The sequence below is a fragment of the Roseateles sp. GW823-FHT07B05 genome (genome assembly GCF_058794515.1).
In genome coordinates this window covers 1-21,289 of record NZ_JBXAGX010000012.1, presented here as the reverse complement: position 1 = coordinate 21,289, position 21,289 = coordinate 1, and the positions used below count along the sequence as shown (strand labels likewise).

20 protein-coding genes are annotated in these 21,289 nt (G+C 66.3%); 7 read left to right on the top strand and 13 right to left on the bottom strand.

Annotation, left to right across the window (positions count from 1 at the left end):
* Positions 1–13: 13 nt before the first annotated feature.
* From AC1Q7O_RS21535 to AC1Q7O_RS21525, 3 genes are all read right to left on the bottom strand, one after another.
* A complete protein-coding gene (locus AC1Q7O_RS21535) occupies positions 14–1,828 on the bottom strand; it encodes an asparagine synthase-related protein (RefSeq protein WP_492660586.1) in 1,815 nt (604 codons plus the stop codon).
* A 9-nt stretch (positions 1,829–1,837) separates the two neighbouring features.
* Positions 1,838–2,566, bottom strand: a complete 729-nt coding sequence (locus AC1Q7O_RS21530; RefSeq protein ID WP_492662737.1) for a lasso peptide biosynthesis B2 protein — start codon at positions 2,564–2,566, stop codon at positions 1,838–1,840.
* 62 nt (positions 2,567–2,628) lie between these two features.
* Positions 2,629–2,754, bottom strand: coding sequence for a hypothetical protein (locus tag AC1Q7O_RS21525; RefSeq protein ID WP_492660588.1), 126 nt, complete (start codon positions 2,752–2,754; stop codon positions 2,629–2,631).
* Positions 2,755–3,086: 332 nt separating this feature from the next.
* Here AC1Q7O_RS21525 and AC1Q7O_RS21520 point away from each other — a divergent pair, with 332 nt between their 5' ends.
* Positions 3,087–4,085, top strand: a complete 999-nt coding sequence (locus AC1Q7O_RS21520) for a transposase (protein WP_492660589.1) — start codon at positions 3,087–3,089, stop codon at positions 4,083–4,085.
* A 254-nt stretch (positions 4,086–4,339) separates the two neighbouring features.
* On the opposite strand, the gene AC1Q7O_RS21515 is transcribed toward AC1Q7O_RS21520, so the two are convergent.
* From AC1Q7O_RS21515 to AC1Q7O_RS21495, 5 genes are all read right to left on the bottom strand, one after another.
* Positions 4,340–4,537, bottom strand: coding sequence for a hypothetical protein (locus tag AC1Q7O_RS21515; protein ID WP_492660590.1), 198 nt, complete (start codon positions 4,535–4,537; stop codon positions 4,340–4,342).
* Entirely contained in the window at positions 4,530–4,739 is a 210-nt protein-coding gene (locus AC1Q7O_RS21510) for a hypothetical protein (protein ID WP_492660591.1), read from the bottom strand. The genes AC1Q7O_RS21515 and AC1Q7O_RS21510 overlap by 8 nt, the downstream gene beginning before the upstream one ends.
* Before the next feature lie 543 nt (positions 4,740–5,282).
* On the bottom strand, positions 5,283–5,924 hold the full coding sequence (locus AC1Q7O_RS21505) for a DUF6933 domain-containing protein (RefSeq protein WP_492660592.1): 642 nt from the start codon (positions 5,922–5,924) through the stop codon (positions 5,283–5,285).
* A gap of 382 nt (positions 5,925–6,306) precedes the next feature.
* Positions 6,307–7,377, bottom strand: a complete 1,071-nt coding sequence (locus AC1Q7O_RS21500; RefSeq protein WP_492660593.1) for a PepSY-associated TM helix domain-containing protein — start codon at positions 7,375–7,377, stop codon at positions 6,307–6,309.
* A complete protein-coding gene (locus tag AC1Q7O_RS21495; RefSeq protein WP_492660594.1) occupies positions 7,377–9,485 on the bottom strand; it encodes a TonB-dependent receptor in 2,109 nt (702 codons plus the stop codon). The genes AC1Q7O_RS21500 and AC1Q7O_RS21495 overlap by 1 nt, the downstream gene beginning before the upstream one ends.
* On the opposite strand from AC1Q7O_RS21495, the gene AC1Q7O_RS21490 reads away from it, so the two are divergent.
* The 3 genes from AC1Q7O_RS21490 to AC1Q7O_RS21480 all read left to right on the top strand — a co-directional run bounded on the left by AC1Q7O_RS21490 (position 9,485) and on the right by AC1Q7O_RS21480 (position 12,399).
* Positions 9,485–9,877: a winged helix-turn-helix domain-containing protein gene (locus tag AC1Q7O_RS21490; protein WP_492660595.1), complete on the top strand. Its 393-nt coding sequence runs from the start codon at positions 9,485–9,487 to the stop codon at positions 9,875–9,877. The two genes, AC1Q7O_RS21495 and AC1Q7O_RS21490, sit on opposite strands and share 1 nt — an antisense overlap.
* Before the next feature lie 688 nt (positions 9,878–10,565).
* The gene (locus AC1Q7O_RS21485; protein WP_492660596.1) at positions 10,566–11,936 is read left to right on the top strand and encodes a Fic family protein; all 1,371 of its coding nucleotides are present in this window, start codon (positions 10,566–10,568) and stop codon (positions 11,934–11,936) included.
* A gap of 178 nt (positions 11,937–12,114) precedes the next feature.
* Complete coding sequence (locus AC1Q7O_RS21480) at positions 12,115–12,399, top strand: hypothetical protein (RefSeq protein ID WP_492660597.1); 285 nt, start codon at positions 12,115–12,117, stop codon at positions 12,397–12,399.
* 77 nt (positions 12,400–12,476) lie between these two features.
* Here the strand turns inward: AC1Q7O_RS21480 and ugpQ are convergent, their stop codons facing one another.
* Positions 12,477–13,208 (bottom strand): glycerophosphodiester phosphodiesterase, encoded by a 732-nt coding sequence (ugpQ, locus tag AC1Q7O_RS21475; RefSeq protein ID WP_492660598.1) that lies wholly within the window; start codon positions 13,206–13,208, stop codon positions 12,477–12,479.
* A gap of 70 nt (positions 13,209–13,278) precedes the next feature.
* Between ugpQ and AC1Q7O_RS21470 the strand changes: the two genes are divergently transcribed.
* Both AC1Q7O_RS21470 and AC1Q7O_RS21465 read left to right on the top strand, forming a co-directional pair.
* On the top strand, positions 13,279–17,127 hold the full coding sequence (locus AC1Q7O_RS21470) for a DUF3683 domain-containing protein (RefSeq protein ID WP_492660599.1): 3,849 nt from the start codon (positions 13,279–13,281) through the stop codon (positions 17,125–17,127).
* Positions 17,124–17,561: a hypothetical protein gene (locus tag AC1Q7O_RS21465; protein ID WP_492660600.1), complete on the top strand. Its 438-nt coding sequence runs from the start codon at positions 17,124–17,126 to the stop codon at positions 17,559–17,561. Before AC1Q7O_RS21470 ends, AC1Q7O_RS21465 begins: the two co-directional genes overlap by 4 nt.
* Here AC1Q7O_RS21465 and AC1Q7O_RS21460 read toward each other — a convergent pair.
* Both AC1Q7O_RS21460 and AC1Q7O_RS21455 read right to left on the bottom strand, forming a co-directional pair.
* Positions 17,514–18,890 carry a HipA domain-containing protein gene (locus tag AC1Q7O_RS21460; RefSeq protein ID WP_492660601.1) on the bottom strand — a complete coding sequence of 459 codons (1,377 nt, stop codon included), beginning with the start codon at positions 18,888–18,890 and terminating at the stop codon, positions 17,514–17,516. The two genes, AC1Q7O_RS21465 and AC1Q7O_RS21460, sit on opposite strands and share 48 nt — an antisense overlap.
* On the bottom strand, positions 18,887–19,255 hold the full coding sequence (locus tag AC1Q7O_RS21455) for a helix-turn-helix domain-containing protein (RefSeq protein ID WP_492660602.1): 369 nt from the start codon (positions 19,253–19,255) through the stop codon (positions 18,887–18,889). Before AC1Q7O_RS21455 ends, AC1Q7O_RS21460 begins: the two co-directional genes overlap by 4 nt.
* A gap of 308 nt (positions 19,256–19,563) precedes the next feature.
* Here AC1Q7O_RS21455 and AC1Q7O_RS21450 point away from each other — a divergent pair, with 308 nt between their 5' ends.
* Positions 19,564–19,875, top strand: a complete 312-nt coding sequence (locus tag AC1Q7O_RS21450) for a hypothetical protein (protein WP_492660603.1) — start codon at positions 19,564–19,566, stop codon at positions 19,873–19,875.
* Between the two features lie 191 nt (positions 19,876–20,066).
* Here AC1Q7O_RS21450 and AC1Q7O_RS21445 read toward each other — a convergent pair whose 3' ends face one another.
* Complete coding sequence (locus AC1Q7O_RS21445; protein WP_492660604.1) at positions 20,067–20,681, bottom strand: hypothetical protein; 615 nt, start codon at positions 20,679–20,681, stop codon at positions 20,067–20,069.
* A 43-nt stretch (positions 20,682–20,724) separates the two neighbouring features.
* The coding region (locus AC1Q7O_RS21440) for a hypothetical protein (RefSeq protein WP_492660605.1) at positions 20,725–21,289 on the bottom strand (565 nt) is incomplete at its 5' end.

Here is a 21,289-nt window from a genome sequence, read left to right as displayed (position 1 = left end):
ACCGGGGCGTCGCTCAGTTCACGGGCGTCGCGGCCATCCGCTGCAGCCAGGCTTCGATGGCGATGCAGTTGTGAATCTCGCTGGCATACGTGTCCGTGGCCGACGCTGCCCCCGACATCGCTGCTTCGACCCGCTGCCTATCCAGCAGCCCCCGGCCGGCCAGACGCCCTTCGAGCAGCAGTTCCCGCGCCAGTGGCACATGGCGCTGGAGTACCTGATTGACGTGCTCGTCGATGCTGCCCTTGGATTGCCGGTTCGCGATCTCGGCAGGGATGTCTGCCGAGAACGCGTGCCGGGCCAGCGCACGCCCCCGCCCACCGCGGGTCAGTGTGTACGTCGGCAACGCGAGGCAGAGCTCCATCAGTGGCTGAGATCGCAGCGGCGCCACCACTTCCGGTGACGCCTCGCGCAGATAGGGATCGAAGTACTCGGGCGCCGTGATGAGTTCCGCCAGGTGGTGGTACTTGCCGATCGGCAGGCTGGAGGCCGCATAGAGAAGCGGATGGATGAACCTGTGGGCGTGCCTTGTTCCGTGGTCGATCGAGTCGCGGCTGGCGAGCGTCACGTATCGCCCCAGGCCAGCCAGCGGATCGCCCGCGAACGAACGGTCCGCGAAGGCTCGCCGCAGCGCCGCCCAGAACGACACGCGCCCCAGGTGCGCGGCATCCAGCGTGGCGCTCATGAACCGACGCCCCAGTCCGTGCCGCTTCAGCGAGTCGCTCGCGGGCCACGTGCTGCGAAGCTCATAGAACAGCTGGTCGCCGCCTGAGCCGGTGAACATCGCGTTGGCGCCGCTGAGTCGGGCGGCGTCGATGTCCAGTCGCCCGGTCCCCATCCGGCCGAGGTAGCAACCGGGCGCCGGCGTCCGCGCGACATCGAGCACTGTCTCGAGACGAAAGCGGCTGTCGCGCTCCTGCTCGATGAGCGTCGTCCCGGCGAGCTGAGCTGCCAGACGTGCATAGGACCGCTCGTCGCTGCTGGCGCCTCTGGAGTGGTAGTTGATGCAGGTCACGGTGTCTGGCGAGCGGCTGCGACACAGTGAACTCAGCAGGATGGCCGAGTCCACGCCGCCCGACAGCCTGAGCAGGATGCGTTCGTAGGTCGCGCCCCACGCCTGCACGCACATCGCCACGGTGTTGTGCAGATCCCTGGCAGCCTGGGCCGGATCGGGATCGCTGGCGGGACTGGCAATCGCGACCGGGTTCCAAAGGCGCTCCGGCGCCTGAGGGGACACCCCGAGCCGGGTGAGTTGGCCAGGCAGAACCTGGGTCACGCCCTCCAACGCGGTTTCCGCTCCACCAGGCTGTCCCAGCAGCAGCTGGAACGCGATCGCCTCCCAGCTCACGTCGAGCCGGGCTTCGCGATCAAATGCCAGCCAGTCTTCCAGCCAAGAGAACACGACGCTCACCCCGCCGTCCTCCACCTGGAAGCAGGGCAGCGTGCCGGAAGGATCGCGCAGCACCCGTCCCGCGCCATCCCACGACGGCAGGAAGGCGACGTAGCGGCCCCAGTACTGCTCCACCAGGCTTCGCCCCTCGCTGCGGATGATCTCGTCGGACTCCTGTGCCGAGAAGGCGAAGGGGTCGGCGGCACGAAACGCGGACGCCCGGCGTCGGAACACGCGCCCCAGCACCACGCCGCGGCTGGCCGGTAGCGGATGAACGCCGTTGATGCCTGTCTGCTGCCCGGTCGTGAACACGTGCAGTCCGGGAAGACGCAGCGCCGGCTGCCAGCGTGCGTCGCCGCACAGCCCCTGGCTGATGTGTGCTGCCTTTTCGGACTGCCAAGCGCTCGCAGGCGTCCAGCCGATGCCAATGAATCGGAACATGGGTGTCCCTCAGACGACGAGGATGGGGTGATGACGCCGGACGTTCTCGTGTGCGTCGTTCAGCACGACATGGCCGTGCTGGACCCACGCATGCGCGCGAAAGGGGCGGGTGCCGACACCGATCACCCATTGCGCATGCAGTCCTCGCCGGGCAAGGAAATGGATCAGCGTGAGCGAGTCGAGCAGGCACTTGTCATGGGCGGTGAATGCGAACGGTCGTGCACGCATGTAGATGGCGACGGCCTCCTGCAGCGGTCGCGGTACGCATCGGGCCGCGCTGGGACCGGCAGGCGTGAGCCGCGCCACGCGATCCACGATGTCCTCCAGGGTGCGGCACCGCAGCCACAGGGCTGCGACACCAGCGCTGGTCCACAGGCTGAGCACGTGAGCGACGGTGAGTGGCTGATGGTCGGCCACCAGCTCGGCATGCAGGCTGTACAGGGGCTCCGGCAGGATGGTGGCCGGCGCGACCGGGGCCGGGTCGGCAATCACCAGGCCGGAGCGGACCAGCGGCTCGATCGCGCTGCCTGCAAGGTCGCGGAGGAAGGGCGGTGACGCGCCGACAGCCGCAGGCCAGACGTCGTCCTGCGGGCAGTCCTCCGAGCCTGGCCCTTGCCGTGAAAGAGCGAGGTACCTGCCGGCCTTCAGATCCAGCAGCACGGTCTGACGCCCGATCTGGCAGGCCCTGACGTGGTCTGCAAGCCGGTAGGTGCCGGGAGCCTCTGAGCGAGTGGACATGAGCGTTTCCCTCCTGTGGAGAGCGTGCAGCTCGTCAGCTGCACGCTTCGCCGTTCAGGCGATCAGTCGCCGATGTTGCGGCGCGGGAAGTTCACGTCTTCCTCGGGCAGGGGGCCTTCCTTGCGGCCCTTGGTCTCTTCCTTGGCGTCGCCCAGGTCGACGACCTCCAGTTGCGGTGCTTCGTTCATCACGTACTCCTTCATTGGTTGAGGACAGGAATGCCGTTGGCGGAATGCCTCAGGCGACGCAAAGATAGGAGTCCGGGGCGTGATGAAGCAATGCTTTATGCCGATGAGTTGGAGGGTTCGGTCGGCCTGGAGGCTTGTATTCCTGGGCAGGCGCGCGCCAAACACGGCCCGGCGCTGAGCGGAGCGCGGGTGCATTCGTTCGGCGTTTCAGCGAACACGCGTCGCCATCCGGCCACGTCGCCGGCGCGGCAATGCTGGAGCGGCCGCCGCGAATCAGCAGGCAGTGTCCCCGCGCAACTAGGTACTTTCGGGGCCTCGAACGTCATACAGAGATGGAGACGATCGCGGAACCTCTGCAGAGGCACACCCTCTGGCATTTTTGGTGGCAGGCCGCCAAGGGACGCGACCTGCTCGTCGATCCTTCACTGCATGAGCGGATACGCAACCGTCTGGTTGCGGCACACAAGCCACACGGCGGCAGCCTGCTGCTCTATTCCCTGATGCCCTCGGAGCTGCATGTGATCTCCAGCCTGCCCGAGGGCGTCACCCCCGATCTCATCGTGCGCGGGGTCGCCAGCGTGATCTCGAGGTGGGTCAGGGAGATCGACTTCATTCGGGGCCCGGTATTCGCCGGCCCCTATCTCGCGCACCGCTTGCCGTCGATGGCGGCGCTTCGCTACGAGATCCGGATGCTCGCCTGGCGCCCCGCAGCCCTGAAGCTCTGCACGAGACAGTCGTACTACTCGTGCACTTCGCTGCGGAGCACATTGGGGCTCTGCTTGGCGCGGCAGTTCGACATCCGCCCCCTGCTGTCGCTGTTTGGCAGAACAGTCCTCAAAGCACGATCGGCCCTGCAGCAAGTGACCCGAGGCCGGCCCTCAAAGGTGTCGCTGGACGAGTGGGAGCTGAACCACGCCTTGGTACTCGCCGCTGGCCACGGGGGCCCGAAGTGCGCCGCATCCCGCGAGGTGCGAGGAGCGTCTGCCGCGCTCGTTGCGGCCGGCCAGCCGAAGACCATCAACGGCGCACTCAACCTTCTGGAGCGGTGGGTCAAGCACCGGATGGGGCTGTCCGTGCGCAAAAAGCTACGCAAGCTGGATGGCGCTGACGGTTCGCGAGGGCGCGCGCTCGTGGCCGGTCTTGCCGTCAAGGCTCGCCTGTGCACCGCCGTAGCCGTGGCCCGTCGATACGAGCGTTCGAAGGCGACCTTGTGTGAGCAGATGCGCGCCAGCCGCGGGCGGGTGGAGGATCGGGAACTGCTGGCCACGCCCGTGCAGCAGATCATCGAAGAGGTGCTCGCACTGAACGCGCCTTCGAACGCCAAGGGCTGACCCCGCACCTCGCCTGGCCCTCGTGGGATCGGCAACGCGCGGCGCACGGGAGCTCGCACCCCGCACTTGATCCGTAGGGAGCCCGGCTGCCCCGATCGGTGGACTTCGATCAGGTGCTGATGATCGCCAACCTCGGGCTCTTGGCATTGATGGACGTAGATCGCCAAGCATTCCGCACAATGTCGAACGCGTCCGGGCTGAGGTGCTGGAAGAACTGGCGGAATCGGCGCGAGAGGGCCGGGTCACCTAGAGACTTACACCCCTTCCCGGGGCATCACCCTCGGCGGCCTGTTGTGAAAGGCCGCAGCCAGGCGCGTGCTGAATCCCGGGCCAGTGATGATCGTCATCACGACACCGCCCAGTGCGTCGACCGCGCTGATGCTGTCGATCGCCGGCTGCCGCGCCCAGTGGCTCACCGGCAGCGGCTCGTAGTTCGGGCGATGCTCAAGCATGCAGCACCTTGGCGGGCTGATCGTGCATGTCAAACGCCGTTTCCGCCCACTCGCCCCAGGTCGACTCTTTGACCACGACGCTGTCCAGGAAACGCTCGGCGTCCCGGCCGTCAGTGGCCACATGGGTCAGCGTGACGCGCCGGATGGCGTCGCGCAGCTGGATGACCGAAGCGTGGGCAAGTGAGGCGAGCTGGACGTGCATGACTGTCTCCTGTTGACGGAGTCAGTCTCGGCGGCCAGCACCGCGGCGGATATCGCCCTGAAGGGGGAACGAAGGGGGATGGGGCAGGGCCTATCCCCCACGCATCCCCCGCATTTCCCCCTTTTGGGGGATAGAAATGCTGCGCGGTCTGCTGGGACTTCCCTTTTGGGCCTGGCTTCAGCCCTTCGTCGTCATGCGCTCGACTTGGGGCGGGATGCGGCGTGACCGCTACTTGCATTCCGGTCAAGCCCGCTGGCCAGTTCCCGAGGAGGGCGGCCTGGGGTGGTCGAGTTCACGTTGCTGAGCGCTGGTGCGGTCGGCTGGTCGTCCAGCTACAGGCCGTCAACGGGGCCTATGGTTCGATCCCGTTGCTGCCCTCGCTCGGAAAGGTCGACACGCAGCTCAACGCCGTGACCCCGGTCACGACGGGCATCAACATGACGACGATCCTGTGCATGACCATGGCAGCCCTCTTCGCGCATGGCTTGATGGGGAGCTGTGGTCCGCTGAGCCGGCGTAGGACCACGCCTTGAGCGAACGACGTCAGTTGCCACACATCGCCATGTGTTGGACGGTGGCGTTCAAGCTCGACGCTGCGATCGCGCGCAGGCCTGTCGTAAGTCGTGGCCCATGCCTTGCGCCACCTGCCTGCGGGCTTGGTGCCGGACGGTCATCGGTTAATGGCTGCCTGCAGTGCCCGATGCGCAGCAAATGCCGCTCGCGTGGCCTGTCGGGAGCACCGTAGTCGATGACCTTCAGGGGCGTCTTGGCCAGCCAGTGCGATTGCGCCAGCAGCGTTCTGTCAGGGAAGTCGAGCAGACCCACTTGAAGTTGAAACGCCAAGTCGTTGAGCGACCCCAGCACACGGCGATTTGCAGTCTTACCGACTGTCCAGCTTTGCATGGCACGGCGCTCAGCAGTCACATCCTCCGCTGCAATGCCAATGTCGGTCAGCACTTGTTCTACGGATTCGCCGAGTCGCTGGACGAGCAGGCGACCATCCCGTGCGGGCACCACGACGGGCAGCAGGCTCCGCTCGCTGACAGCGAGAATGACCTGGATTCGACCCGCGCGGATCAGGTTGGCATACCAGTCGCCGAGCGCCGTGTCCGGCGCCACTGGTTCCGGGTGAGGCGTTGACTTGAGCCTGTCGAGCAACTTCTGGGTGCAACGAAGGGCAAACACAACGGTTTGGTGGGAAAGAAAATACCAAGTATCGAGGCTGGCAGTTGTTCGATCTCGGCTGCGATCCGGTCCAGCGGTGATGTCCCGGCACGCTGAGTACCCCGCGCATCCCAGCCTGTCCGGGCTGTGGACTTACACCACGCGCCGGGACATCACCGCTCCGGGCCCCGTCTTCGACGCAGGCCTGTCGGTTCAAGGCCGCGTTGCGCCGCCTTCGGGTTCGTCAAATGCGGAGCGGCGCGTCAGCAACAGGATCCCGGCGATGGCAGGACCAATCAGGGCGATCGCGAATGCGGTGATGGAGTGGTCGAGGCCAGTGCGCAGCCTGAGATGCGGAAAGAGGGGACGGTGGATGTGCCCGTGATCGATATGGCGATGGCCGTCAGCGCGTGGTCGGCCGCGGGCGGCGTCTCAGCCACCACAGCCACAGCCCGGTCACTCCCAGCGCCACCAGCGCCAGGCCCAGCAGCGCGTTCAGCGTCTCCAGCGCCACGCCGCCCAGTTCGCCGGTGTGCAGTGGGTAGATGACGCTGTTGGCCCGTGCGCCTGGGTCCAGCTGGTTCCAGCGGTCGGCGCGCAGCACGGCGCCGGTCTGCGGGTGCATCCACACCGATGTGAGGCCGTTGGGGTGCGGGTCGTCGGCCAGCAGAAGCCGTACGCGCACCGGCTTGGCGGCGCCTGCCGGCAGTGCGATGAAGCCAACAGGAGCGCTGTCGAAGCGAGCGCGTGCCGCGGCGACGACGGTATCCAGTGGCGCCAGCGGGGCATCAGTCGCCTTCACCTTGGGCGGCGCGAGCGGTGCTTGGCCTGACAGCGAGGTCACCGCCTGCGGCAGCGGCTTCCAGGCCATGTAGGCGCCGGTGGCGACCGGCACGGCGATCAGCACGCCCAGCAGTGCGCCGCCGCTGCGGTGCAGGTCGAACAGCCCGCGCAGCAGGCCGCGATCCAGTGCCAGTGCGAAGGCCTGCTTCCAGCGTTTGGGCCACCACAGCACCAGGCCGCCGATCAGTAGCACGCCGTAGGCCAGTGCCAGCACGGCCAGCAGCGGCTTGCCGACGTCGTTCAGCAGCAGTGAGCTGTGCAGCTCGAAGACGAAGTTGAAGGCGCCCTCGCGCTCGCCGCGCCGTCCGAGTTCGTGCCCGTCGCGCGGATCGAGGTACACGAAGCCTTCCCAGGGGCCACGCACGGTAGCGCGCAGGCTTTCGCCTGCTTCCCGCGGTGGGCGCAGCACGAAGGACGCGGTGGGCCCGAACTCGGCCAGCAGCCGGGCACGCGTGCGCTCCAGCAGGTCGGTCGCGGCGGGACCGTCGGGCACGCGATGCAGATCGGCGTTGAGCCAGCGGTCCAGCGGCTTCAGTACGACGAGGCTGCTGCCCAGCAGGGCCACGACGATGAGCGGCAGCGCCAGCGCCAGCGCGACCCAGCGGTGCAGCTTCAGCCAGAAGCGCCGCATCAGAAGCTGCGCCGCCAGCTCAGCGTCAGCGTGCGGCCGCGACCCGCGAAGTAGTCGTCATTGGTGCCGGCGGGGTTGGACTGCGCGTAGTAGCCGACGTACTGGCGGTCGAACAGGTTCTCGATGCCGACGCCGAAATCGCCCCAGGGCGTGCCGTAGGTGGCGGCCAGGTCGGCCAGTGTGTAGCCCTCGAAGTTCTCCTCAAGCCTGGAGGTGCCGACAACCCGGCCGGTGTTGATGTGGCGCGAGGCCAGCCTCGTGGCCTGCAGGCGCACGTTGCCCTTGGCAGCGAACTGCCAGGCGGCGGCCAGCACGAGCTTGTCGGGGCCTTGCGAGCGCGCCCCCAGGCTCACATCCATGGGTGCGTCCTGCTGGGCTGCGGTCTTGCCGCGGGTGCGCGCGTAGCTGGCGCTCAGCGTCCAGTCCTGCAGTGGCTTGACCTCGCCGCTGAATTCGAAGCCCTTGACGCGCACAGGCACGCGCAGCACGCTGCCCACGCCGGTGGCCGCGTCGACGCGGATCTGCGAGCCGAGGTCAGAGCGCGAGTCGTAGACCGACGCCGAGAAGCTGCCCAGCCGTCCGCGCCAGGCCAGGCCCAGTTCGCGGTTGTCGGTGACGACGGGCTCCAGCGAGATCAGCTTGTCCACCGACTGGTTGGCGGTGTTGACCGCGCGCAGCACCAGGCCCACGTCGGGCACACCGAAGCCTTCGTTGTACGACACGAAGGTGGACCAGCCGCCGCCCAGGCGCCAGACCGCCCCCAGGCTCTTGACCCACTGGCTGAAGCTGCGCTCGCCGCCCTGCACGGCGGTGTTCTTGTAAAAGGCCAGCGTCCGGTAGCTGTCGACCTTCAGGTTCGCGCTCTCGCGGCGCGCGCCGCCTCGGATGGTGACGGGGCCGACCTCGTACTCCAGTTGGGCAAACGGTGCCGTGCTCGTGAACTTCAGCGGCGGCACCCAGGAGCGGTTGGTCAACGCCAGGCGTTGCTGCGAGGTGTCCTTGAGCCAGTCCAGGCCAGTGGTCAACTCCAGCCCCTCGACGAAGAGGTCCGGTCGTACCCAGCTCAGCTTGACGCCGGCCTTGTCGGCGACCACCTCGGACTGGTCCATCAGCTGGCCCTGCGGCGCGATGCTGGTGTCCTGGAACGTTGTCGCGGCAGTGGCGCCATAGAGCGCGGAGAAGTCCTGCTTGTAGACCTGCGCGCGTGCCTGGCCGCCGGCCAGATCGGCATGGCTCCAGTCCAGCGACACCGTGCGCACATCGTTGCGCGGCGGGATGCCCGGCGGCGTGCCGGTTGTGGCGCCGCTGAGCTGGCCGGTCGCGCGGTTGCCGGGCACGGGCTTCCAGTCGCCGTCGCCCTCGAGGCGGTACTTGTTGAACGAGAACTGCAGGCGCTGCGGGCCGAAGTCGCGACCCAGCTTCAGGAAGACGTCCTTGGCCTGCGAGTCCTGGGTGTCGCCCTGCACGGCCTCCAGACCCAGCCTGCGGCCGTCGCCGTCGACACCCAGGCCGCGCAGCGTCGCGCCGACATGCAGCAGCGCGTCGAAGTCGCCCTTGTGCTCCAGCGTGTAGCCGGCCTTCCACAGCGCGTCGTCACTGTGGCCTTGCGTGCCGTACTTCAACTCGACGCGCTGGCGTGTGCCCGGCTCACGTGGCGTCTTGGAGATGAAGTTGATGATGCCGCCGGTGGCACCCAGGCCCTGCGCTGCCGATGCGCCGGAGATGACCTCGATGCGCTCGATCAGCGACGGATCGGCGAAGTAGCCCTCCCGGGCACCGTTGCGCAGCGGGTTGCTCTGCGGCACGCCGTCGAACAGCAGCAGCGCCGTGCGGCCGCGCATGGACTCGCCGAAGCTGGTCAGTTTCTGGCGCGACGGCGCGTACGACGGGGCCAGTACCGACAGCACGGCGCTGAGATCCTCGGCCACCAGCGTCTGGGTTTCGATCTCCTGGGCTGTGATGACCGAGACGGCGCCAGGGATCTTGTCAATGGCCTTGCTGCCGCGGGTGGCTGTGACGACGACACGCTCCAGCTGTGGGTCGACCGTCTGCTGGGCGGCTGCCGGCAGCGCGGCGAGGATGGCAAGGACGACGGGAATGAGACGCAATGGGCGGAGGGGCGTGGAGCGGGGCATCGGGCGTGCGACGGAAGCGTGTAGGAGGGCGGCGATACGAAACGCACATCTTAATTCACAATGGGAATCATTCGCATTCGCGTTGTTGCGGCGTGACCCGTCGGCGACTGGACTCGTCCGTCACATCAGCCCTCAAGCGCCAAGCGCATCTCACGCCCAAGGAGTGCCGCATCCTTCAGACGCTCATGGCGCATGCCGGTGACGCGGTTGCCCGGGAGGTCCTCGAAGCCATGCTGCATGCGTGGGGCCATGAGTTCGAGAGCAACACGCTGGACGTGCACGTCCATCGGCTCCGCCGCAAGTTGCCCGATGCCGGCATTCGCGCCGTGCGCGGCTATGGCTACGGGCTGATCGCGAGGCGCTGAAGCGAGGCAAAAAAAACTTCGCAATCCGCGCGTTGCCTGACCTTCCCAAAGATTACGTCCCGAGGGGTAGCCCAGCGCGCTCAGCGCCACGTGCCGACGTCAATCACGTCCTTGCGGCACCTGCTGAGCTATGAGTTGAACCTTCGATTGGGCTCATGCACGTGCTGCGGCCGGACGTCGCTATTCTTGTGACACAGTAAGACTAGGGGCCGCGTCGCAAGGGGGCATGGACTGGGGGATCGCCTTGCCGTTCGCGGCCGGTGCGGCCGCCGCGTTGATCGCCGGTCGACAAGTCAGTCAGCGCTTGAGCGGGATGCGTCTCCAGCAGGCCTTCGGTGTTCTCGCGGGGGGGGCGTCGCGCTGGCCATGTTCTATCGCGTATGGACAAGCTGAGTTGGGTAGCCGTCGCTGAGCATTCGGGCGCCTATCTGCGCCTTGGGCCATCGAGGCCGAGACCCCCTATCTGCCCAAATCTATTCGGTGCGCTCCATCTGACCTCGGAGAAATCGGGCAAGGTCACACTGCCACCTCGCGGTCCCTCAGGAGATTTCTTGTCATGGCAGGTTTAATATTATCATTTGAGTTGGCGGCTAGATAGGATTACTGTTTATTCTTGTCATGTGGCGAGATTGATCTCGGGATCTCCTCGGCTGACAAGATTGATGAAATTGACAAGGTTAGTTGCCCCATGACAACCCGCTCGCTGTCGCCCCGCCATGAGGCGCTGCTCCGCCAAGTCCTTGCAGTGGGGGGGGCAGTTGCGCCAAGCGCGCTGGAGCAAGCTCTCCAGATTTCCCGGCCCACCATCAACCGGGACTTGCGGGAGCTTCTTGCCGCTGGCTTTCTGGAGAAGCGCGGGGATGGCCGTTCGACCCGCTACGTGGCCACCGCAGCGGCCGAGGCAGCGCTGCGCGCTTTGCCCGCTGGCACCCAAACGCCAGCCGGGTCTGGAACTCTTCAATGGTCAGCAGCTGCACAGCCCCTCGTCGAGGCGCTGCGTGCTCCCTTGGGCTCCCGTACCCCCGTGGGCTACGACAGCGGGTTTGTGAGCGGCTACATCCCGAACCAGTCCAGCCTGCTGCCGCCTCAACTGGCCAGCGACCTCTACAACGCCGGCCGCAGCCAGGACCAGCAACCCGCAGGAACTTACGCGCGCGAGGTACTCGAGCAGTTGCTCATCGACCTGTCCTGGTCGTCATCGCGTCTGGAGGGCAACAACAAGAGCTTGCTGGACACCAAGGAACTCTTCGAGCTCGGCCAACAAGGCGACTCACTCGACGAAGACACGCTGATGCTGCTCAATCACAAGAGCGCCATCGAGTTCATGGTCGATGCGGTGCCGACAGAGGGCATCACCGTGCCCGTCATCGTCGACCTGCAGGCCAAGCTGATGCGGGACCTTCTGCGCGACTCACGCGACATCGGCAGCATCCGCCGGCGCTTGGTGAACATCGACGGCTCGGTCTACATCCCCAGCAGCATTCCCTCGCTCATTGAGGAGACGCTGAACGCCATCGTCGACAAGGTGCGGAACATCCGCAATCCGGTTGAGGCCGCCTTCTTCCTGTGGGTCAATCTGGCCTACCTGCAGCCCTTTGCAGACGGCAACAAGCGCACGAGTCGTCTGAGCGCCAACATGCCGCTCATGCTCTACAACTGCGCACCACTGTCATTCCTGGACGTGGAGCGTTCGGACTACGCGACCGCCATGCTCGGTATCTACGAGCAGCGCAACGTGGCTGCGGCGGTGGACTTGTTCGAGTTCATCTACCGCCGCTCGATTCAGAAGTACAGCGTCCTGCGTGCGTCTCTGTCAGCGCCCGACCCGATTCGGACCAAGTACCGGCAGGCAATGAACGAGCTGATGCAGTTCGTGGTCTTTCATGGCCGAACGCTGGACGAAGCGTTCGTCGATGTGCAAGTCGATGCAGCTGACAGCACAGCGCTGCGCCTCATCGCCAATACCGAGCTCGACCAGTTGGAGCAGTACAACTGTGCCCGGTACAACCTCGCACGAGGTATGACGCAGCGATGGATAGATGCGGGGCGGCACCGTTGATGAGGCCGGCATGGTTGGTGTGCCGAGACGACTTGGTCGACGAGCCGGCCGTTCGTCTCTTTGTGGAGTGGGTGCTTCGTGAAGTGATTCGTGGATGAACCATCCCACTGACCTTGTCCTTCGAGAGAGTCGTTGTCAATCAATAGGTCTTCATGAAAAGCCCCAAAGGACGTGCCGGATGGGCGATTTGGATTTCGAGTATCTACAGGCCGGTGCTTGGACACTTGCCGAAGTCACCCAGGTCGCTCGCGCGGTAGATGGCATGCGGGAAGTCGCAGACGCGGTGGCCCTTGATGTCGAGGTTGAGCCGCCAGCCATCGCCGAGGCGCGCTCGGCGGCGTATGAGTACAGCGCCGTGCCGGCTAGGTCTGTCGCAATACTCGGCCCGCGCTTCAAGCGCAAGCTGCAGCAGGTGCGAGAGGACGGTTTGCGGCGCTGTGCGATTGGATGCGGTCGAACGTGACCGAAGACCTCAACATCAGTACGTTGCACAGCGGGCTACCCCGCTCAATGTGAGCATCCACACCCATCGGCAGTCCATCACGGTGTAAACCGGTCCACGCGATCCGTGATGAGGCCATCAATGCCATCGGCGATCAGCTGCTCGGCGACCGGAACATCGTTGACCGTGTAGACCAGCGCCCGCCAGCCGCGGGCGTGCAGCCGCTCGATAAGCGCGCGGTCCATGACCCGCCAGTTGGTGATGACGGCGACGACGCCCAGCGCCTCGGCGACTTCCGGCCACCCGTCCCACAGCGTGTCCAGCAGCAGGGCCCGCGGCAGGCCGGGCTCGGCGTCGCGGGCGGCGGCTAGCGCCTCGGGCTTGAAGCTGCTCAGCAGCGGCAGCACGTCTGCACCGGCCCAGAGCCTGGCGGCCTCGCGCGCCACGGTGGCGCCGGTCAGCGCCTCGGCGCCGGGGCAGGGCTTGATTTCGACGTTCAGTGCGCAGCCGTGGGCGATGCAAAACTGCGCGATCTGCGCGAAGGTGGGCAGCGGCTCGGCCGCGAAGGCCGGGCTGTGCCAGCTGCCGGCGTCCAGCAGCGCCAGGGCCTCCCAGTCCTGCTCCGCCGGCGAGCCGCGGCCGCTGGTGGTGCGCTCCAGCGTGTCGTCATGCAGCAAAAAGGCTTCGCCGTCGCGGCTGAGCTTCACATCGCATTCGAAGGCTCGATAGCCGAACTGCGCGCCCAGCCTGAACGCGGCCAGCGTGTTCTCCGGGGCAAGCTTGCCGGCGCCGCGGTGCGCGAGCCACAAGGGGTAGGGCCAGGGCTTCATTCGCCCGATTCTGAAGGGAAATACCCCGCTGCGATAATTCCGCTCCTCTATGAACGCACCGCATCCCCTGATGCCGGCCGCCGCTGATGTGGCCGACACCGTCGCCCACGACGCCCCGCGCCTGCGCGAGATTCCGTACAACTACACGTCGTTCTCCGACCGCGAGATCGTCATCCGGCTGCTGGGCTCCCGGGCCTGGACGCTGCTGGACCAGCTGCGCGGCGAGCGACGCACGGGCCGATCCGCGCGCATGCTGTACGAGGTGCTGGGCGACATCTGGGTGGTGCAGCGCAACCCGTACCTGCAGGACGACCTGCTGGACAACCCCAAGCGCCGCGCCCAGCTGATCGAGGCTTTGCACCACCGCCTCGGCGAGGTGCAGAAGCGCCGCGACCCGACGAGTGACCCCCAGCGCGACGCCGCCGTGGGCGAGCTGCTGCAGGCCGCGCGCGGCGCGGTGGCCGAGTTCGACAAGTTCTTCGACAGCACCGCCGCGCTGCGCAAGCGTGCGGACAAGACGCTGGCTCGCCACACCGCCAAGGACAACATCAAGTTCGACGGCTTGTCCCGCGTGTCCCACGTGACGGACGCCACCGACTGGCGCGTGGAGTACCCCTTCGTCGTGCTGACGCCCGACACCGAAGCCGAGATGGCTGGCCTGGTGGGCGCCTGCTTCGAGCTGGGCCTGACCGTCATCCCGCGCGGCGGCGGCACGGGCTACACCGGCGGCGCGGTGCCGCTGGTGTGGAACAGCGCCGTCATCAACACCGAGAAGCTGGAAGCGCTGCGCGGCGTCGAATTGCTGCGCCTGCCGGGCCTGGACCGCGAGGTGCCGACCATCTTCAGCGAAGCCGGCGTCGTCACGCAGCGCGTGGCCGACATGGCCGAGGCCAACGGCTTCGTGTTCGCGGTGGACCCGACGTCGGCCGAGGCCAGCTGCATCGGCGGCAACGTGGCCATGAACGCCGGCGGCAAGAAGGCCGTGCTGTGGGGCACGGCGCTGGACAACCTGGCGTCCTGGCGCATGGTGACGCCCGAAGCCAAGTGGCTGGAGGTGATCCGCCTCAACCACAACCTCGGCAAGATCCACGACGTGGAGGTCGCGAGCTTCGAGCTGCGCTACTTTGACGCCAGCGGCAAGACGCTGGAAAAGACCGAGCGCCTGGACATCCCTGGCCGTGTGTTCCGCAAAGAAGGCCTGGGCAAGGACGTGACGGACAAGTTCCTCGCCGGCCTGCCGGGCATCCAGAAGGAAGGCTGCGACGGCCTCATCACCAGCGCGCGCTGGATCGTGCACCGCATGCCGGCGCATACGCGCACCGTCTGCCTGGAGTTCTTCGGCAACCCCAAGGACTGCGTGCCCAGCATCGTCGACATCAAGGACTACATGTTCTCGATTGCCGACACCGGCGTGCTGCTGGCGGGCCTGGAGCACCTGGACGACCGCTACCTGAAGGCGGTGGGCTACGCGACCAAGAGCAAGCGTGGCGGCTTCCCGAAGATGGTGCTCATCGGCGACATCGTCGGTGACGACGCGGACGCGGTGGCACGTGCCACCAGCGAGGTCGTGCGCCTGGCCAACGGCCGCTCGGGCGAGGGCTTCATCGCCGTCAGCGCCGACGCCCGCAAGAAGTTCTGGCTGGACCGCAAGCGCACGGCCGCGATCAGCAAGCACACGAACGCGTTCAAGGTGAACGAGGACGTCGTGATCCCGCTGCATCGCATGGGCGAGTACACGCTGGGCATCGAGCGCATCAACATCGAGCTCAGCCTGCGCAACAAGCTGGAGCTCGTCACGGCGCTGCAGGCGCTGTTCACGACGGGCAAGCTGCCGCTGGGCAAGAGCGACGACGCCGGCGAGATCCCCAGCGCCGAGCTGCTGGAAGACCGCGTGCAGCAGGCGCTGGCGCTGCTGCGCGACGTGGGCGGGCAGTGGCAGCAGTGGCTGGACGGGCTGGACACGCAGGGCTTCTTCGAGCGGCTGCAGACGCACGAGCTGCGCGCGTCCTGGCGCACGCAGATCCTCAAGCCGCTGCAGAGCATCTTCAGCGGTGCGGCCTTCGAGCCGCTGCTTGCCGAGTGCAAGCGCATCCACAAGGACGTGCTGCGCGGCCGCGTGTGGGTGGCCCTGCACATGCATGCCGGCGACGGCAACGTGCACACCAACATCCCCGTCAACAGCGACAACTACCAGATGCTGCAGACGGCCCATGAGGCCGTGGCACGCATCATGACGCTGGCGCGCAGCCTGGACGGCGTGATCTCCGGCGAGCATGGCATCGGCATCACGAAGATCGAGTTCCTGACCGACGCGGAGCTCGCCAACTTCACCGCCTACAAGCAGCGCGTGGACCCCGAGGGCCGCTTCAACAAGGGCAAGCTGCTCAAGAGCGATGCGCTGCCGGCCGACCTGCGCAATGCCTACACGCCGTCCTTCGGCCTGATGGGGCATGAGTCGCTCATCATGCAGCAGAGCGACATCGGCGCCATCGCCAACTCGGTGAAGGACTGCCTGCGCTGCGGCAAGTGCAAGCCGGTGTGCGCGACGCACGTGCCGCGCGCCAACCTGCTGTACAGCCCGCGCAACAAGATCCTCGCGACGTCGCTGCTCGTCGAGGCCTTCCTGTACGAGGAGCAGACGCGCCGCGGCGTGTCGATCAAGCACTGGCAGGAGTTCGAGGACGTGGCCGACCACTGCACGGTCTGCCACAAGTGCCTGACGCCGTGCCCGGTCAAGATCGACTTCGGCGACGTGACGATGAACATGCGCAACCTGTTGCGCAAGATGGGCCAGAAGACCTGGCGCCCCGGCAACGCGGCGGCCATGTTCATGCTCAATGCCACCAACCCCGAGACCATCAAGCTGGCCCGCACGGCCATGGTGGGCGTGGGCATGAAGGCGCAGCGCCTGGCCGTGGACCTGTTCAAGCCGGCGGGCCGCAAGCAGACGAACGCGCCGCGCGCGACCGTCGGCGCCGCGCCTATCAAGGAACAGGTCATCCACTTCATCAACAAGAAGCTGCCCGGCGGCCTGCCCAAGAAGACGGCGCGGGCGCTCTTGGACATCGAGGACAAGGACTACGTGCCCATCATCCGCCCGCCCCAATTGGCGAGCGAGAGCGAGGCCGTGTTCTATTTCCCCGGCTGCGGCTCCGAGCGCCTGTTCAGCCAGGTGGGCCTGGCCACGCAGGCCATGCTCTGGCATGCCGGCGTGCAGACGGTGCTGCCGCCCGGGTACCTGTGCTGCGGCTACCCGCAGCGCGGCTCGGGCCAGTTCGACAAGGCCGAGAAGATGATCACCGACAACCGGGTGCTCTTCCACCGCGTCGCCAACACGCTGAACTACCTCGACATCAAGACCGTCGTGGTGTCATGCGGCACCTGCTACGACCAGCTGCAGGGCTACAAGTTCGAGGACATCTTCCCCGGCTGCCGCATCATCGACATCCACGAGTACCTGCTGGAAAAGGGCATCACGCTGGGCTCCAAGCAGAGCTACCTGTATCACGACCCCTGCCATTCGCCGATGAAGCTGCAGGAGCCGATGAAGACGGTGAAGGCGCTCGTGGGGTCGGAAGTCGTGAAGAGCGAGCGTTGCTGCGGCGAGAGCGGTACGCTGGGCGTCACGCGACCCGACATCGCCACGCAGGTGCGCTTCCGCAAGGAAGAGGAGCTGCGCAAGACCGAGGCGCAGCTGCGCGATTCGGGCAAGGTCGGCGCGCAGGACAACCTCAAGATCCTGACGTCGTGCCCCAGCTGCCTGCAGGGCCTGACGCGCTACGGCGATGACCTGCAGAACGGCCTTCTCGAGGCCGACTACATCGTCGTCGAGATGGCCAAGCAGATCCTCGGCGAGAACTGGATGCCGGACTACGTGGCCAAGGCCAACAACGGCGGCATCGAGCGGGTGCTGGTGTGACCCTGGGCGGCTACCTGCGCGCCGCCTTCCGGTGGCAGCGCGGGCGCCAGGGCAGCGGCTACGACAAGATGCTGCTGCTCACGGCACGCTGGCCGCTGCCGTTCGACAGCTACTTGATCCGCTACCCCGAGGGCAGCGCCATCCCGCCCCACACCGAACGAAGGCGTTTTGACTCAGGCATCGGGCCGGACCTGGTTGTCACTTCTGGCGAAAATAAATCGCCACCCTCTCTGTCTGGAAAGAATGTCTTGGTGCTGAGGATTTTTCTGGCGATTGCCTGTGGCGCAGCGCAGCCTGCAGCGACTGATTTTGAGTGCGTTACAACGCATGGCATCAGGCCAGCTGATGGACCGGATGAGTCCGTGTTCTTTCTGTGTCGCGCGAGGTCAAAGGAGGTCCTTCGGGACCCAGGCGATTTCGCCGGCCTTGGCTGACACGGTCGTGCAGCGCTCCTGCAACCGCAGCTCCATGCTTGCAAGCAGTTCGGGCGGGACGCCTTGCTGCTCCAACGCGACACGCGCGTCGCGAAGCAGTCGAGGCAGCATCCAGCTCAGGGCCTTGAGGCGTGTCGCGAGGTGTCGAGGCGCAACTTTGCACTGCACGGCCATGCTGGCCCACTCGAAAGGCGTGAGCTCATCAGGCGTGAAGGCATCGCCGATCCCCATGGCAAAGGTCGTGCTCATGTGGTCGTGGGCCACCGACTCGACGTCGACGAGGTCGTAGGCGGGGGCCAGGGTGAGCAGGCCGGCTTGCGGGCCGACAAAGAACGACCAGTTCTTTCCGTGAGCGTCGGTGTTGCCGACGAGGACGTTGAAGATCATGCGATCCAGCAGTTGGTTGCGCATCGCGAGCGGAGCCGGACTGAGGTCGGCCAGGCCAAAGAGACGCGGCAGTGACGCACCGTCGCGCAGGTGCCTCACGGCGTCCTGGTCGCCGTAGGCGCGCTCGTACTTCAGCTCGGGCGACAGGCCGAGAGCCTGACACGCATCGATGATGTGCAGGCGCTCAATGCGGCCATCGCTGCTGCGCTGCCTGTCGAAGCGCTCGACGAGGAGTACCGGCTCCGGCACGTGCAGCAGCCGCGTCCTGGCCGTTGCGATGCCCGCGGCTGCGGCCAGGTGCATGCAGGTGTGTTCAATGGCCGGCAGGTCGGCAAAGCGGCCGTCTGTGGGTGCTGGCTTGAGGATGACGGTGGAGGCATAGCCATCCCCGTTGGCAAGGAACAGTTGGCCTTGGTCCTCGAGCACAGCAATCTTGTCCTGCAGCCCGGCAATCGATAGGCGTACCTTGCCGTCCCAGATCGCGAAGGGCAGGTCAGGGCGGTTGCGAATGCGCTCACTCAGTTCGGTCAGTGGCAGCGGGCGGAGGGCCTGCTCTGCTGGCTGAGCCGTTGTCGCGCCGTCAGCGAGCGTGACGCGCAGCGCGCCGGCGGTCTCTGCGCCGAGCGCGACGAGCAGGCCGGCCAGGTTGCCCCGGGCGACGCCATTGGCCTGCGCGGCAACTTCGAGTGCCTGACCTTCCGGCAGCAAATTCTGGAAGAAGGCGCGGACGATCGCCGAACGAGTTTCCGCGGGCAGTTCAGCAAAGGCCCTGGCATCCGCCGCATGCGCTGCGGCGAACATGGGGATCTGCGGGCTGAGAGGGAAGCTGCGGAGCGACTCGCGCCAGGCTTGTGCGTAGCTGAAGTCGAAGAGGTTGCTCAGCGCGTCATGAGACAGCGTGCCAACGCGATCGTGACCGGCCCAGACGGCGAGCTGAATCATGTCGAACGCTCACGTTCCAGCGACTGCCTTGAAGGAGGGCGCCGGTCCGAATCGACGCCGCCCCAGGGCTTCGGTTGTGCTTTGCGCAGACCCTGCAGCGCTGTCGCCGCTTCGAAGTGCACAGCCAGCGGAGCGGCGAACACGACCGCGCCGAGGTCGCGCGCCACGCGAAGCGCAGTGCCGAGCGCGACCGTACCCTTGCCACCTTCCAGGTCGCTGAGCGTCGCCTTGCTGATGCTGAGTGCCTGTGCGGCAGCTTCCAGACTGATGCCCGCGCCAGTGCGTGCGGCGCGCACTGCTTGGCCGAAGGCTCCGGCGTCGCGGATCAGAGGGTCGGGAAACGGCTCCGCCTTCACCTTGCGCATCATCTCTCCTGGTTTGGCAGGATTATATGAAAACACGCCGGCTAAGGTGTATTTCGGATGGTTTGGCAGGAATTTATAAGCCGAGTGCCACCAGACGTCTAAGCGGCTACTTTGGCAGCCGATATGACGCGGAAGCGCTAGACGCCTGGGGAGCTTCTACTTCGCCGCTACCCGAAGTAGGTCGGACCTCAGCACCAGCACTCACCGCCTTCAGCAAGCCGGCGCGTGGGCTTTGCCAGGTGACGTGGGCGGGGGATGAGCATTACGACTATGCGTGGGCGGCTGATGCGGATATTTGGTTCCGCTGCATGGACCTGACCGAGGCCGCCATATTTACGCTGGGCATGGCTGAGGCATCCCTGGACACTCACATGCGCCGGGAGGTGGCTTTCCTTGGCCTGTTCGACCAAGTGAAGCGCTTCATAGATGCCCGGTACGACTTGCGCGGCAGCGACTTGGCGACGTTGATCGTGACCGTCTTTCAGAACGGTGGCACGCTGTCAAAAAATCGGCGCAAGCGCTACGCCGAGCGGGTGCAGCCCGCAGTGCTGGATGCCATCGAGGATGCCGTGCGCCGTGCCATGCAAGGCCAGCCACTCGATGACGCGGAGCAGGACTGACGAAGCCGGTTGGGCCGGCCGCGCGCGATCTCTTTCCACAAGGCCAAGCAGCGCTCTTCAAACCAGCGTTCAAGGCGCGCTCAATGGGCGGGCAGGGGAAGCCGGCGTGATCAGCGCGGGCATGTGGGCCAAGATCAGACGTATGCACCTGCGTGATGGACTGTCTGCCCATCGGCGGCAAGAGGACGAGATCAGGCAGAAGCGAGACCGCGGGACGCCCGCACTCGTCGGACTGAAGGCCGCGCTACAGCACCCAGCAGCGCGGCACCGACCAGTGCGAAGGATGCGGGTTCGGGAAGCGATTGCGGTGGCTCAGCCTCGGGCACCGTGCGGTCAGTGCCGATCACGGTGAACAGGCTGTCGACGACCTCGAAGGGTTGAGACGACGGGAAGGCGCCTGCGCCGAGCCATTCGAACTGCACCGATACGTGAGCTGGATCCGCACTCGTGATGTCCAGAAGCGCCGTGACCGAGACGAAACCGTCCGCGCTCAACGCCAGGATGGGTTGCGTCGCGAGCGCGAGGACGGAGGCATCGGCAAACGTTGCATCCAGTGCGTCGAACAGCGTCGCGGAGAACAGCAGGTTGACGCCTTCGCCGGCGGCGAGCGTCCCACCGATGGTGTAGTCGTAGCGCCAGAGGTCGTGGCCCACAACGACATCGGCGATGTCCACCGCCACGAACTGGATGGTCGGCGCCGCACTTGCCATGGTGGCGGTGCTGACCAGCGCGATGCCTGCGACGGCGCGGCTGATCCATTGGCGGAGTCCCGCCAGGGTCGGGAGACGAGTTGCGTTGTTGTTCATGCGATTTCCCTCGTGCTGTGGTGGTGAAAAAACTGAATGAAACTCATGCCTGACCCGTGGGGAACACGGCGCTGGTGCCGCCGATGGTCCATACCCGGACCTGACTGCGCGACGCACCCGTGGGGGCGATCCATTGAATCTGGCTGCCCTGACCGTAGACATCCAGTCCCTGGCCGCGAGCAGAGTCATCCAACCGGACGGTGGGCAGGAGCACGGCTGAAGCGCCTTCAGCGAAACCGGTTCCGGTGATGACAAATCCGGTGCCGCCACTGGGCGCGAAGGCGGTCACGGTCGGCACGATCTGCAGGAAGGAACCCACGACGTCGCGAGCCAGGCGCACCCGGCCGGTGGTGGCGTTCACGGGGACGACGACGGAGAGGCTCTTGCCGTCGGCGGCAACGCTGGACGGGGTGACGGCCTGCTCGGAGAGGTTGCCGCTGTCGTCGAGGATGGAGAAGACGACCTGGTCGGAGGCCAGCAGGCCATTGCCGTTGAGGATGATGGTCTGGCCGATGTTGGCGGAGGCGATGTCGGCGTTGGTGGGCGTGCCGCTGGTGGCGGAGGCGGTGATGCCGGCGAGGTGGGAGACACCGGCGAGCTGGCGCTCC

Coding starts and splice junctions, on each gene's coding strand:
- AC1Q7O_RS21535 (WP_492660586.1), bottom strand. CDS start 1,828: ATGTTCCGATTCATTGGCATCGGCTGGACGCCTGCGAGCGCTTGGCAG.
- AC1Q7O_RS21530 (WP_492662737.1), bottom strand. CDS start 2,566: ATGTCCACTCGCTCAGAGGCTCCCGGCACCTACCGGCTTGCAGACCAC.
- AC1Q7O_RS21525 (WP_492660588.1), bottom strand. CDS start 2,754: ATGAACGAAGCACCGCAACTGGAGGTCGTCGACCTGGGCGACGCCAAG.
- AC1Q7O_RS21520 (WP_492660589.1), top strand. CDS start 3,087: ATGGAGACGATCGCGGAACCTCTGCAGAGGCACACCCTCTGGCATTTT.
- AC1Q7O_RS21515 (WP_492660590.1), bottom strand. CDS start 4,537: ATGCTTGAGCATCGCCCGAACTACGAGCCGCTGCCGGTGAGCCACTGG.
- AC1Q7O_RS21510 (WP_492660591.1), bottom strand. CDS start 4,739: ATGCACGTCCAGCTCGCCTCACTTGCCCACGCTTCGGTCATCCAGCTG.
- AC1Q7O_RS21500 (WP_492660593.1), bottom strand. CDS start 7,377: ATGCGGCGCTTCTGGCTGAAGCTGCACCGCTGGGTCGCGCTGGCGCTG.
- AC1Q7O_RS21490 (WP_492660595.1), top strand. CDS start 9,485: ATGGGCGGAGGGGCGTGGAGCGGGGCATCGGGCGTGCGACGGAAGCGT.
- AC1Q7O_RS21485 (WP_492660596.1), top strand. CDS start 10,566: ATGACAACCCGCTCGCTGTCGCCCCGCCATGAGGCGCTGCTCCGCCAA.
- AC1Q7O_RS21480 (WP_492660597.1), top strand. CDS start 12,115: ATGGGCGATTTGGATTTCGAGTATCTACAGGCCGGTGCTTGGACACTT.
- ugpQ (WP_492660598.1), bottom strand. CDS start 13,208: ATGAAGCCCTGGCCCTACCCCTTGTGGCTCGCGCACCGCGGCGCCGGC.
- AC1Q7O_RS21470 (WP_492660599.1), top strand. CDS start 13,279: ATGCCGGCCGCCGCTGATGTGGCCGACACCGTCGCCCACGACGCCCCG.
- AC1Q7O_RS21460 (WP_492660601.1), bottom strand. CDS start 18,890: ATGATTCAGCTCGCCGTCTGGGCCGGTCACGATCGCGTTGGCACGCTG.
- AC1Q7O_RS21455 (WP_492660602.1), bottom strand. CDS start 19,255: ATGCGCAAGGTGAAGGCGGAGCCGTTTCCCGACCCTCTGATCCGCGAC.
- AC1Q7O_RS21450 (WP_492660603.1), top strand. CDS start 19,564: ATGGACCTGACCGAGGCCGCCATATTTACGCTGGGCATGGCTGAGGCA.
- AC1Q7O_RS21445 (WP_492660604.1), bottom strand. CDS start 20,681: ATGAACAACAACGCAACTCGTCTCCCGACCCTGGCGGGACTCCGCCAA.